The organism is Flavivirga spongiicola (genome assembly GCF_030540825.1).
Lineage (GTDB): Bacteria > Bacteroidota > Bacteroidia > Flavobacteriales > Flavobacteriaceae > Flavivirga > Flavivirga spongiicola.
In genome coordinates, this window is the sequence record NZ_JAUOEO010000001.1 from 4,959,357 (window position 1) to 4,973,232 (window position 13,876).

Annotated in this window: 8 protein-coding genes; 6 read left to right on the plus strand and 2 right to left on the minus strand. The window is 32.3% G+C overall.

Features of this window, described 5'->3' with window-relative positions; translation table 11 throughout:
- Positions 1 to 18: 18 nt before the first annotated feature.
- Positions 19 to 927, minus strand: a complete 909-nt coding sequence (locus Q4Q47_RS19705; protein ID WP_303308361.1) for a DMT family transporter — start codon at positions 925 to 927, stop codon at positions 19 to 21.
- 403 nt (positions 928 to 1,330) lie between these two features.
- Between Q4Q47_RS19705 and Q4Q47_RS19710 the strand changes: the two genes are divergently transcribed.
- Entirely contained in the window at positions 1,331 to 2,611 is a 1,281-nt protein-coding gene (locus Q4Q47_RS19710; protein WP_303308362.1) for a transglutaminase domain-containing protein, read from the plus strand.
- Between the two features lie 543 nt (positions 2,612 to 3,154).
- On the opposite strand, the gene ychF is transcribed toward Q4Q47_RS19710, so the two are convergent.
- Positions 3,155 to 4,249 (minus strand): redox-regulated ATPase YchF, encoded by a 1,095-nt coding sequence (ychF, locus tag Q4Q47_RS19715; protein WP_303308363.1) that lies wholly within the window; start codon positions 4,247 to 4,249, stop codon positions 3,155 to 3,157.
- Positions 4,250 to 4,589: 340 nt separating this feature from the next.
- On the opposite strand from ychF, the gene Q4Q47_RS19720 reads away from it, so the two are divergent.
- The 5 genes from Q4Q47_RS19720 (at position 4,590) to Q4Q47_RS19740 (ending at position 13,705) form a co-directional block, all read left to right on the plus strand.
- Positions 4,590 to 5,165, plus strand: coding sequence for an RNA polymerase sigma factor (locus tag Q4Q47_RS19720; RefSeq protein ID WP_303308364.1), 576 nt, complete (start codon positions 4,590 to 4,592; stop codon positions 5,163 to 5,165).
- Positions 5,166 to 5,263: 98 nt separating this feature from the next.
- Positions 5,264 to 6,259: a FecR family protein gene (locus tag Q4Q47_RS19725; RefSeq protein ID WP_303308365.1), complete on the plus strand. Its 996-nt coding sequence runs from the start codon at positions 5,264 to 5,266 to the stop codon at positions 6,257 to 6,259.
- Between the two features lie 47 nt (positions 6,260 to 6,306).
- Positions 6,307 to 9,243, plus strand: a complete 2,937-nt coding sequence (locus Q4Q47_RS19730; RefSeq protein ID WP_303308366.1) for a TonB-dependent receptor — start codon at positions 6,307 to 6,309, stop codon at positions 9,241 to 9,243.
- A 149-nt stretch (positions 9,244 to 9,392) separates the two neighbouring features.
- Positions 9,393 to 12,092, plus strand: coding sequence for a TonB-dependent receptor (locus Q4Q47_RS19735; protein ID WP_303308367.1), 2,700 nt, complete (start codon positions 9,393 to 9,395; stop codon positions 12,090 to 12,092).
- 137 nt (positions 12,093 to 12,229) lie between these two features.
- Positions 12,230 to 13,705 (plus strand): carboxypeptidase-like regulatory domain-containing protein, encoded by a 1,476-nt coding sequence (locus tag Q4Q47_RS19740; RefSeq protein WP_303308368.1) that lies wholly within the window; start codon positions 12,230 to 12,232, stop codon positions 13,703 to 13,705.
- Positions 13,706 to 13,876 lie beyond the last annotated feature (171 nt).

Consider the following 13,876-nt stretch of genomic DNA (forward strand, 5'->3'; position numbering starts at 1 on the left):
TTGTTTTTGTTGAGAACCTTATTCTTTGGTTTTCGGCTTCTTTAAAGACACTAATAAAATACCTATTATAACAGCCAGAGCACCAAAAAGTTGTAAAAATGTAAGCCTTTCATTTAAGAAAATAGCGGCTAAAATAATTGTAGAAATTGGTCCAATCCCCGCAACAATTGCAAAATTCGACGAACTGATCATTTTTATAGAAGCTGATACTAAAAATGACGGAATCACAGTCGCAAAAACAGCGATTAAAAAACCAAGAAAATAAACTTCCCATGAAAAACTAAACAAATCAACTTTACTTATAATACTATAATGAATAAACACACAAATACATGAAACAATCATAGCATAAGCCGTAAATTTCATAACACCGAATTTAGGAATTAGCCAGCCACTGCCAACCAAATATGAGGCATATGTTATAGCACTAAGCAAAATAAAAAAACCTCCAATATAAGTGTCATTTCCAGAAATAGCGACCTCATCCCAAAAAGCAATAACAATTCCTAAATAGGTTAAAGCAATAGCGCCTCCTTGAATTTTGTTTATGGGTTGTTTTAAAAAGAATCTATTTAAGAGAAGTACGATAGTAGGATACAAAAACAAAATGATCCGCTCTAAACTCGCTTTTATGTAAGTAAGCCCTACAAAGTCGAAATAACTAGCCAAATAATACCCAACAAATCCAAAGAAAATAACCCAGGCATAATCTTTGTTTTTTATTGCAATCTCTCTATTTTGTTTTCGATATAAATAAGCAATGATGATGTAAAAAGGAAAAGAAAACAGCATTCTAATTAGTAAAATGCTAATAGTATCTACTTTATATTGATAAGCTAATTTTACCATAACTGCTTTCGATGAAAATAGTACAATTCCTAGAATTCCCAATAGGACACCGTAAATAAATTCTTTTGTTGTTTGCATGAAACGAATATATATGAAGCTTATTTAAATAGTATTTATATTCCTAAAAAAATACGATGTCCAGACATAAACTTTAAATTAATCATATCATTAATTACTGCGACTTTTTATATCTTGCAATACCAAATTCCTTTTTTAAACTGAACTCATTTAAACTTTTTGGGTTGAAGCGAAAATTAGTCATTTTGTATCCAATTGAAAGCTTTTTAGAGTTGCATAGCACCGCTATGGAATAAAAAAAAGGAGAAAAGTGGGTGCAAAAAGATAATTTTTTAGCCAATTTTAAAAGTTTAAATGAGTTCACTATAAAAAGGATACTAAATCATTACAAAAATGCTATCTACAAATTAGCATAAACCAAAAACTTTTTACTTGTCAAATGAATCACAGTGAACCCAAACAAATGAAAAAACTATTTTTCCTTCTTATTACTCTTTATGTATTTACAGCCTGTCAATCAAAATATAATGATGTTCCTGACACTTATCATACACTTTTAGATTCTGCTCTTATAAAGGCTAATTCTAATGCGCCACAAATTTTAAAAGCATTAACAGATGCTCCTAAAAATCAAAAAGAAGGTATGGCATTTCTTATAAGCTATATGCCAAAAAGAGATTTAACCACTCTATCTGCCTCATTTCTTTTAGAAAATGCAGCATATGCCTATAAAACAAGAGAAAAATACCCATGGAGCAAAGCCTTACCCGATTCCATTTTTTTTAATGAAGTCCTTCCATATACAAACGTTGCCGAAACTCGAGACCCTTGGCGAAAAGATTTTTACGAACGCTTTTCAAAGTATGTGGAAGATAAAACGAATTTAAAGGACGCCATTTTTGCTATTGCCAACCCTATTAAAGACGAAGTTAAAGTTGAATATAATGTTAAACGCTCTAAAGTGGATTCAAGCCCTAAAGAAGCTATGGCAGAAAATATGGCAACCTGTACAGGCTTATCTATTATATTAACGGATGCTTTTCGCTCAGTAGGAATTCCATCAAGGTTAGCAGGAACTCCCATGTGGACTAACATGAAAGGTAACCATACCTGGTCTGAGGTTTTTATAGATAACGAATGGAAATTTATAGAATATTATCCTGAAGACCTTAATAAATCATGGTTTTTAGCCGATGCTGGAAAAGCAGACCCAAACAATCCATTACATTGGATTTATGCCGTATCATATAAACCAACCAACCAATACTATTATGCTGGAAGAGCAGTAAAACATTTGATAAATAAAATGGATGTGAACGACATGCCCGCTCAAATGCGTAAAGGTTATGAAAACTCAAAAAAACATGATAGTATAAGCGAAGGTCCCTATATTTATGGTGTAAATGTAACACAACGCTATATTGATTTATATGAAAAGTCCTTGAAAGGCAAAAAACTTGAAGAAGATGAATTAATAGCAAGTTTTATAATATTTAAAGATAAAGACATTGCAAAAAGTGATTCGAGATTAGACTGTCGTGTTGATATTTTTATGGAAGACGAAAAAATAGATTTTGGGTACTCACCAAGTGCTACAGATGATATGAACAAGTTTTTAAAATTAAAACTAAAAAAGAACACCAATTATACCGTCATGGTTAGTAATACAAAAAACAATATAGAACACTCTTTTTCAATATCAACAGATGATAACGCAACTCAAGAATTTAAACTAATATTATAGAAAAAGTCATTTTATATTTTAATTTGTCTCAAAAGAAAAAAATCGTCCCCGTCCGTTGCAGAACTGGGATGATTTTTTCTTTATATGAATAATTACTTCGTTTCCTGCCTGTCAACTGCGAGGACTGGGTATAATCTTTTACTGAGAGTGCAATCGAAACTAAAAGATGAGGGGGTTATTTTGAATCATTCATTTTTTGCTTGTCCAAAAAACGAATCAAAAAAAGACCTTCAAGTCAAGGAATTTTCTCAGTTTTTCAAAACTGAGAAACCGACTTGAAAACTCCGTGTCGAACTTCGTTCTCCTGCCTTCGGAGCTTTTCTTCATCTATTCTTCGCCTTGAATTTCAATGTTACACATTGATTTCAAGTGGTATGAATAATTAATATCTCTTATTTTACTTTGAATAAATAAGAATATTATCAATTTATTAAAATCTCTGTTTTTTGTTTTTAAAACTTCTCGTTAGTAAGTTAATCATGTTCAGTAATCTATGGTCAAAAAAACAACCAACTAACAACTAACAACTAACAACTAACAAAACTACACATTAAACAAGAAATGCATGACATCCCCGTCTTTAACGACATAATTTTTACCTTCAACACGCATTTTCCCTGCTTCTTTTACTTTGGCTTCACTACCAAAAGACACATAATCTTCATAGCCAATAACTTCAGCACGAATAAAGCCTTTTTCAAAATCGGTATGTATAACGCCTGCAGCTTGCGGAGCACTAGCCCCTATATCAACAGTCCAGGCTCGTACTTCTTTTACACCTGCAGTAAAATAGGTTTGTTGATTTAATAATTTGTATGCAGAACGAATTAATTTAGCAGAACCAGGCTCGTCTAATCCAATATCCTGTAAAAACATTTGGCGCTCTTCGTAATCATCTAATTCGTTAATATCTGCTTCTGTGCCAATAGCTAATACTAAAACCTCAGCATTTTCATCTTTAACAGTTTCTTTTACTTGTTCAACATAAGCATTGCCAGAAACCGCTGCCCCTTCATCAACATTACAAACATACATAACCGGTTTATCTGTAATAAATTGGGATGGTTTCACAAAATCGGTATAATCATCTTCACTAAATTCCAAAGCACGAACCGATGTCCCAGCCTCTAAGCCAGCCTTTATTGTTAACAATACAGCTTCTTCTTTTTGAGCATCTTTATTTCCTGTTTTTGCAGCTCGCTTAACCTTATCAAGCTTTTTATCGGCAGTCTCCAAGTCTTTAAGTTGTAATTCCATATCGATAGTTTCCTTATCTCGTATCGGATCTACATTGCCATCAACATGCACAATATTATCATTATCAAAACAACGCAGCACATGCAGAATTGCATCAGTTTCCCTAATGTTTGCTAAAAACTGATTCCCTAAACCTTCTCCTTTACTTGCCCCTTTAACCAATCCGGCAATATCTACAATCTCAACGGTTGCTGGTTGTACACGCTCCGGGTTTACCAACTCTTCTAATTTTTCTAATCTCGGGTCTGGCACATTAACCACACCTATATTAGGCTCTATAGTACAAAAGGGAAAGTTTGCACTTTGCGCTTTGGCATTCGATAAACAATTAAATAAAGTTGACTTTCCTACATTAGGCAATCCTACAATTCCTGCTTTCATTATGGCGTAATATTTTAAGAGTGCAAATATAGTCGTTTGTATTAATAAACCTATTAGCTATTTCTCAGTTTTCAATTAATACCATTTCTAACTTAAAATTACTCACTAAAATTTGCCCTTTTTCACCTATGCTTCAAAATAAAAATTGACCATAGCTAAAGCTATGCTTGCATTTTCTTTTTCGCTTATGTAAAAAATCGCTGTGTTTTATTTAAGTGATTTTAAATCAGAACTGGTATAACATGCTATTACATTTATAATCTTCTATTAAAAAATAATCTATATTTGTTTAAGTTGAAATTAAACTCTACTGGTTGATCAGGCTTATTAATAACTGATTATGAATAATTTAACAGATTATGATTTATGGGCATCACTTAAAAGTGGTGACTTAAAAGCATTCTCTACACTATTTAAAATTTATTATCCGCTTTTGCATAATTATGGCTTAAAACTTTCTAATTATAATGAGCAATTAACAGAAGATTGTTTACAAGAATTTTTTCTTTACGTTTATGAACATAAAGAAAATTTAGCTAATCTAAATTCGATAAAACCATATTTGTATGTTTCATTTAGGCGACATTTATTTCGTGAAATAAAAAAGGCTTCGAAAATGGTCAACTATGACAAAAATGAAAACTTCTTTGTTGAAATTAACTTTTCTACTGAAGACCTTATTATTCAACAAGAAATTGATGCTTTAAAACATGGAAACTTAGTTAAATTTTTAAATGAACTACCAAGTAGACAAAAAGAAGTCTTATACCTAAAATATTACAGCGATTTAAATATTGATGAGATAGCTAAAGTTTTGGAAATAAATTATCAAAGTGTATTAAATTTAATACACAAAGGCATTAAAAAATTACGGCAAAACACATCACTTAATGAGCTTTTAAAAGATATTATATAAATTATAAATAAATACTTTAGAGTAAGAGAGTATATAAAATACAAACAACTCTTATAATAAGTATAGAAAATAAAATTGCTGAATAAGTAATTCGGTTTATGAAAAATAGAGCATACACAAACATAGAAGATTTAATAAATGATGCATCATTTGTTAATTGGGTTCATAAAAAGCAAATGGCAGATATAGACTTTTGGGATAATTGGCTTCTTGAAAATCCAGATAAAAAACAACTTGTATTTGATGCAAAGGATATTCTTATTGGTGTTAAGTTTAATAAATCTTTTGTTTCTGAACAAAAAACGTTTGATGCATGGGAAAAGTTTGAGAAACATGCAACTTCTACAGATAAAGTTTATAAAATTCCTTTTTACAAAAACAAAAAATATCAAGGCATTGCTGCCGCTATTTTATTGTTTATTGCTGTCTCTGCGTTTTATTTCACGAGTAAACCTGCAACTATTGTACACAAAACGGCATACGGAGAAATACTTGATATTAAATTACCTGATGGAACGAAAGTTAAATTAAATTCAAATTCTGTTCTATCCTATAATGATCATGACCTTAGAGAAGTTGTTTTAGAAGGCGAAGCTTTTTTTAACGTAGAAAAGAAACCTGTAACAAATGCTAAATTTTTAGTTACAACTGACGATTTAAAGGTTGAAGTTTATGGTACTTCATTTAATGTTAATAAGCGCAACACAAGAACACAAGTGTTTTTAGAGGAAGGGAGCATTGCCCTTAAATTAAAAAATGGTATACAAAAGAAGATGATTCCAGGAGATTTAGTTTCATACTCTTATAAAACGGATAAAATTATTGAAGAAAAAAGAATTTTAAGACCCGAATTACAAACTTCTTGGAAAAATGGATCCTTAATTTTTGATAGATCTACCTTAGAATCTGCTATGAGTAAAATTGAAGATACGTACGGTATTACTGCTATTTTTGAAGACGATGACAGTAAAAACATACTAATAACTGGAGCCGTACCGACTCAAAATCTAGAAATTTGCATTAAAACAATTGAGAAATCTGCACAGGTAGCTATTGTAAATCAGAATAATAAGTTATACATTAACAAAAATTAGATTCTAATTTACGTAAAATGTATTCTCGTAGACTTTTAAAAGTAATCTTGATTTTCATTTTGATTATAAATTATAGTCTTGGGTTAAATGCACAGAATACTGAAAATCAAAAAATAAAATTAACTCACTTTTTATCTAAATTAAGTGAAGAACATCAGGTATTTTTCACTTATGATGTTGATTTGCTTAATAATATTAATATAGATGCAAATCAATTAAATAACACAGATTTACAACTAATAATTGATTCTTTAAGAGCAAAAACCAATCTTCATTTCGATAATTTGGGCAATAATTACTACGTAATTTATAATGACAGCGAAAAAGGGAAAGCCTCTTTAGAAAATGCAAAGAAGCGATTAAATGAGACTATTGCTACACTTTCTAATTCTAATGGTTTTACAAACTTTACAATGAAAGGCAAAGTTGTTAATATATTTAATGAGCCCCTAGCCGAAGCTAACATTATTGAAAATGGATCTATTAACGGAACAACAACGGACATACATGGAAATTTCACACTACAAACAAATTCAATAAACAACCTATTTATTACCGTTAGCTATGTTGGTTATGCTTCGAAAGTCATTGCTGTTCAAAATGAAAATGATATAACGATTGTATTAGAGCCTGAGGAATCTTTAAAAGAAGTTCAGATAGTTGGTTCAAGAAATGCAAATAGATCGGTATTAGACACCCCTTCAGTAATAGATGTTGTCCAGCTAGAAGAGGCAATCAAAAGAACCGGGCAAATAGAAATAAACCAAATACTTCAGTTTGTTATTCCTTCTTTTAATGCTTCAAAACAATCTGGTGCAGATGGTTCAGATCATATTGTTCCAGCCACATTGAGAGGCTTGGGTCCCGATCAAACATTAATTCTAATCAATGGAAAAAGGAGACATCAATCGTCCTTAATTAATTTATATGGAACGCGAGGACGAGGCAATTCGGGAACAGATCTAAATGCTATACCAGCATCAGCCATAGAAAAAATCGAGGTTCTCCGTGATGGTGCTTCCGCTCAATATGGATCCGATGCCATTGCAGGCGTGATAAATATTGTTCTGAAAGATGATATAGACACCTTTAACGGAAATATAACCTATGGCTTTAATAATGCCAATGTAAAAGGAGATTTTAGAAACTCTACATCTGGAATCGATGGCAATACCATGAAACTATCCGGTAATTATGGCATGAAAATTTTAGACGACGGATTTGTAAATATCACTACCGAATATCTGTCAAAAGATAAAACCCTAAGACCGGGAGCAGATTTTAGAGAAAAATATGGTGAAGCAGGGTTAAATGAGTATAGTATTTTTATAAATACTGAAATCCCCATAAACGATCATTCCAATTTCTATGCTTTTGGTGGTTATAGTTGCAGAAATTCAGAATCTTATGCTTTTACCAGATTTGCAGATAGCCCCAGAAATGTTCTTGAAATTTATCCAAACGGATTCAATCCTTTAATAACCGCAAAAATAAAGGACAACTCTATTTCTGCTGGTTTTAAAACCAAATTTAATGGCTGGAATATTGATATCAACAACACCTTTGGTAGAAATAACTTTCAGTATTTCATTAAAGAAACATTAAATGCCACCTTATTATTTAATTCGCCAACAAGTTTTAATGCCGGCGGCCACATCTTAAATCAAAATACTACAGATGCTGACTTTACAAGGTTTTATAAAACCATTTTTAACGGTGTAAATATCGCTTTTGGCACGGAATATAGAATAGAGAATTTCAAAATATTTGCGGGAGAGCCGGGCTCCTATGCAGCCTTTGATATTAATAAAAACATGGTCGACCAAAACACAGCACCAGAGGATTTGGTCATGTTAAATGGTTCTCTACGCCCAAGGGGGTCTCAAGGATTTCCTGGATATGCTCCTGAAAATAAAGTAGATCAAACCAGGTCTAACTTAGCTTTATATATTGATACAGAATTTGATTTTACCAATAAGTTTATGTTTGGCATTGCGGGGCGCTATGAAAAATATAGCGACTTTGGTAATACATTCAATATTAAACTCTCCTCAAGATATAAAGCTAGCGACAACTTTAATATGCGAAGTGCTTTTAGCTCAGGATTTAGAGCGCCTTCTTTAGCACAATTTTATTACAACTTAAAATTTACAAATTTTATAGGTGGTGAACCATCAGAATCCTTATTAGAGTTAAATGATAGCCCCGTAACCCGAAGCTTTGGTATTAGCAATTTAATTGAAGAAAAGGCTCTTAATGGTAGCCTTGGTTTTACAGCAAAAATGAAGAATTTTAAAGTAAGTTTGGATGCCTATTATGTAAATATTAAAGATAGAATTATTTTAACAGGAAACTTTGATGCCTCAAATCTTAATTTGAATGTAAACGATGTTCAATTTTTCGCTAATGGTGTGGATACAAGTACAATGGGTTTAGATGTTATACTAACTTGGAAAAAAAGCATTGCAAACAATTTTTTTTCAATGTCTTTTGCTGGTAATATCAATAACATGACTATTGACAAAATAAAAAACAGAGCGCTACATGAAGAAACCTTCTTTAGTAAACGCGACCAACATTTTTTATTAGCATCCGCTCCAAAAAGCAAATTTAATTTAAACCTTAATTACTCAAATAAAAAATTTAATACCAACTTAACACTTACCAGTTTTAACAAAGTAACCCTTATAGATTGGCAAATCGATATGCCTCTCATTACAGAAGATCCCAATTCAGAATATATTGATGAAGCTGACAGATTACAAAAAGCCACAGATACCTATACCCCCAAATTAACTACAGACATAAATATTGGTTATGCTTTAACCAAGAAAATGGCACTTAGGCTTGGTGCAAATAATCTATTTAACATATACCCTAGCGTACAACAAAACAACTGGACCGATAGTGGTGGCTACTGGGATTCTGTACAAATGGGAACTAGTGGCTCTTTTTTATATTCAAATATTTCTTACAAATTCTAGAAAGATAACTAATTGATTTACAGATTTTTAACATCAAAAATATTGTTAAGTTAAAAAATAGTTAATCCTCAACGAGTATATTATAAAGTTTATGTGCTTATAAGTTATAAGTGACTAATTCTTTATAATAATAACTTAATAAATCATTTATGAAAAAAACAACCCTTTTATTTTTATTAATTTTTAGTGTCTCATTTACTTTTGCACAGCAAAATGTCTCAGGTCTTATCTCTGATTCTTCCGGAATACCAATTGCAGGTGTGAATGTCGTAGAAAAAGGAACAACTAACGGTGTTGTTTCAAATTTCGATGGGAAATTCACCATCTCCGTCGATGGAAATTCAACCTTGGTTTTTAGCTACATAGGTTACAATTCGTTAGAAGTTCCTGTTAATAATCGACCCATAATTAATGTTACTTTAGAAGACGGTGTTAATCTTGATGAAGTCATTTTAGTCGGTTCTCGTAGCCCTAGAAGAACAGCTACAGACACTCCAGTTCCCGTAGATGTCTTAGATGTTGCAGATATTGCATCAACCACAGGTAAGGTTGAAGTGAATGAAATATTGCAATATGCTGCCCCCTCATTTAATGCCAGTAAGCAATCAGGTTCAGATGGAGCTGACCATATTGTACCTGCTTCTTTACGTGGTCTGGGACCAGACCAAACCCTTGTTTTAATAAATGGTAAACGAAGACACCAATCCTCTTTAGTAAACGTTTTTGGAACTAGAGGTCGTGGAAATTCAGGAACTGACCTTAATGCCATTCCTGCAAACGCTATTAAAAGAATAGAAGTACTAAGAGATGGCGCTTCTGCTCAGTATGGTTCTGATGCTATTGCTGGCGTTATTAATATTGTTTTAAAAGATAATACCGATGGTTTTTCTGGGGGTATTACCTATGGTGCTTACAGTACAGCTATCGGTGATGGTTGGGAAGATGCAACTGGTGAAACACTTAGTAACGTGGAAGGTAAAAACCGATTAGACGGTGATGATAAAAGTTGGGATGGTGAGACTGTTAAAATAGATGCCAACTATGGTGTTTCATTAAATGATAAAGGCGGTTTTATAAATTTCACAACAGAATTCTTATCAAGACAAAATACCTTAAGACCTGGTTTTTCATGGAGAAAAGGTTATGGTAGTGCAGGAATTGATGGTTTTAACTTTATGATTAACGCTGCTTTACCCATAAATGATAACACTGAAGTGTATGCCTTTGGTGGCAGAAACTTTAGAGATACAAATGCGTATGCATTTTCTCGTGGAGCGTTCGATGATGCTCCTAATGGAGAACTTCGTACAGTTTCAAGTTTATACCCAAATGGTTTTACACCAAGAATTACATCGTTAATTACAGATGTATCTATCTCAGCTGGTATAAAGCATAAAATGGATAATGGTTGGAATTTAGATTTTAATAATACTTTTGGAAAAAATAACTTTCATTATTACATAAAAGGAAGTAATAATGCTTCTATGAAAGACGCATCTCCTACCGATTTTGATGCTGGCGGTCATTTTTTATCACAAAACACTACAGGGATAGACTTTAGTAAATATTTTGAAGATATTGCTTCTGGGATGAATATTGCTTTTGGTATGGAATATAGGACAGAGAATTTTGGGATTTTTGCTGGCGAAGTTTCTTCTTATGGGCTTTATGATGAGAATGGAGCCGTAATCACCAACCCTGCTGCCCAGAGTGTTGCTACATCTCCGTTAGGGAATGATTTACCTGGAGGTTCTCAAGGCTTTCCTGGATATAGCCCTGACAATGAGGTTGACAGAAGCAGATCTAATTATGGTATTTACTTCGATTCAGAACTTAATGTAAGCGAAACTTTTATGCTAGCTGCTGCTGTTAGATATGAAAATTATAGTGATTTTGGGAGCACCATTAACGGAAAACTAGCCAGTAGATTAAAAATTAGTGATGACTTTACACTAAGAGGTTCTATCTCTACAGGATTTAGAGCACCTTCCCTTGCACAATTATACTATAACTTGATCTTTAATAATATTGTTGCCGGTGCGTCAGTGCCTTCTTTATTATCTGCAAACAACAGTACCGTTACTAAAGCTTTTGGTATCGGACAATTAAATGAGGAAAAGGCCTTTAATGCTAGTATTGGATTTACTTATAAAAATGGTGGATTTACGGCAACTGTTGATGCCTATTCTATTACCGTAGATGATAGAATTATTTTAACTGACAACTTTACAGATCAAACCATTTTAGGTCCCTTGAATGTGGATGCTGCACAATTTTTTGCTAATGGTGTAGACACTAAAACCAGTGGTCTTGATATTGTTTTAGGTTATGAAACTAATGTTGGCGAGCATGGTAAGGCAAGAATTGGATTGATTGGTAATTTTAATGATCTGGAGATTAAGAGTATTAATAATGGTAACTTAAACGAATTTACCTTTTTTGGTCCATTCTCTCAAGCCTATCTTGAAGCTGCCGCTCCCGATTATAAATTTGGACTTAATCTGGGATACTCATGCAAAAAGTTTGATACTACAGTGTCATTAACACAATTTAGTGAAGTAACTCTTCAGGATTTTCAGTGGGTGGACTCCCCTGCTACAACTCAAGCAGAAGCAGATGCCCTTTTCCCCGTAGCAACAGATATTTATGAAGCCGCTTTAGTTGTAGATCTTAGCATAGGGTATCAATTATCTGAAAAGGTTAAATTTAGCTTGGGAGCTAACAACCTGTTTAATAAATATCCGACACCTCAATTTGATGGATGGACGGATCAAGGTGGTTTAGCCGATTCTGTTCAGATGGGGTCTGATGGCACCTATGTTTTTGGAAGACTTAATTTTAAATTATAATAATTACTGAGTGACTAATTCTAAAAGAGGTTATCTGAATCAGATAGCCTCTTTTTCTTTCTTAATTATAAGGTTTCAATAGCTCTCTACGTAACATTTTTCTAATTGATTCGTCAATATTTATGAAACCATCGATTATGAAAAAATTAGCCTTACTTACCGTCCTTTTACTTATTGGAATAAACATCCATTCTCAAAATATCACAGCCAAACTAGTAGACAAAAGTAATGATGCTCCCATACCCTATGCCACTATTAAAACAGGTGAATTTAGTGGTGTTATTTCTAACGAAGAAGGTTATTTTAGTTTGAGTTTAGAAGATCTTCAAACTAAAACCATTACTATTTCTTGTATGGGGTATCAAAACAAAACACTTAGTATCAAAGCTATCAAGGGGTTTAACTTTGTGGTTCCTCTGGAAGCAGCTATTAATCAACTTAATGAGGTTTATATTAGTAATAAAAGACCAAATGCAGATTCCATTATTGCTAGAACAAAAGCAAAACTTGGCGAGAATTATGATATTAATCTTAACAAATACAACATATTTTATAGAGGTACAGAATATGCCAATTTTAAAAGTTTAGATTTTGAAATTGAAAAAGCGTCGCATGTTAAGTCAAAAAATTTAGAGAAGGCGAATAAAAGTTTAGACTCTCTATCAAAACATATTATATCCAGTAACATTATCCATTTTTCAGATTTTAAGGGTGAATTGTCAAGTCTAAATAAAGATAGTACCAAACTGGTTGTTAATAAAGCTACCAAACTTATTGACCATAAGAATGACTTCTCTATTGACGCTGTACAAGAAAAAGCACAAACATTGGTATTAAAATACCTGGATACTACGAAAACCTATAAAGTAAAAACGGGATTATTTAAAGTTGAAGATTCACTGTCTTTAAAAGATGAAGATTTTAAAGACGATGAAAAAAATGAATATGAAGTGTCTCATTTAAAAAGTACGACAGGTTCGTTATTACGCAAATCTATGTTTGTAGATAATTCTTTTTTAAAAACCATTTTAGACTCTAAATTATACGATTACACTTTTGAAGATGTAGGCTATAACAATGGTGACCTCACCTATATTATAAGTTTTAAACCAAGAAAAGGAAAAGCAAAATTTACAGGTAAATTATTTATATCGGACGAAAATTATGCCATTACTAAAGTTGATTATAAATATTACGGATCACGCCACGGAAAAAAGGTAAATTTAAAATTTCTTCTTGGCATCAAGTTTATAGAAAATGTTAGTGAGGGCACTTATATCTATGAAAAAAACAGTGCCAATAAATACCAACCAAAATATATTAAAAGAATAAAAGGAGCTTATTTTTATGTGAATAGAGATTTAAAACTTATTGAAAATAGCCACGAAAAAAACAAAGTTGGCTTTAGCTTTAAAATTGAAGGTGATAACCGTAATAAAGAAGAAATACTTTTTACAGATATTAATCATATTACTTTAGAAGATTTCGCTTCAATAAAACAAGAAAAAGTAGCACCGTTCACCATGTTAAAAGCTTTTGAAAAAACGATGTGGCAAAATGAAGAAACCTTAGAGCCTTTGGAAGAAATGAAACGGTTTGGGAGTGGGGAATAGTTTGGATTACGCTTATCGGTTCGGCTATGAACAGTACGGGAGCAAACTAGCGTTTACTTTCCGCCACGCACATAGCAAAATCTTTTTGTTTTGTTTTTTCTTTTCTTGTTTAAAGCAAAATCCCAAAGATTTTGCGGACTTCATAAAAATACATAAACCTTTCGATTAAGC

What these genes read in the sequence shown, in the direction of transcription:
- Q4Q47_RS19705 (WP_303308361.1), bottom strand. Translation starts at nt 927, where the DNA reads ATGCAAACAACAAAAGAATTTATTTACGGTGTCCTATTGGGAATTCTA.
- Q4Q47_RS19710 (WP_303308362.1), top strand. Translation starts at nt 1,331, where the DNA reads ATGAAAAAACTATTTTTCCTTCTTATTACTCTTTATGTATTTACAGCC.
- ychF (WP_303308363.1), bottom strand. Translation starts at nt 4,249, where the DNA reads ATGAAAGCAGGAATTGTAGGATTGCCTAATGTAGGAAAGTCAACTTTA.
- Q4Q47_RS19720 (WP_303308364.1), top strand. Translation starts at nt 4,590, where the DNA reads ATGAATAATTTAACAGATTATGATTTATGGGCATCACTTAAAAGTGGT.
- Q4Q47_RS19725 (WP_303308365.1), top strand. Translation starts at nt 5,264, where the DNA reads ATGAAAAATAGAGCATACACAAACATAGAAGATTTAATAAATGATGCA.
- Q4Q47_RS19735 (WP_303308367.1), top strand. Translation starts at nt 9,393, where the DNA reads ATGAAAAAAACAACCCTTTTATTTTTATTAATTTTTAGTGTCTCATTT.
- Q4Q47_RS19740 (WP_303308368.1), top strand. Translation starts at nt 12,230, where the DNA reads ATGAAAAAATTAGCCTTACTTACCGTCCTTTTACTTATTGGAATAAAC.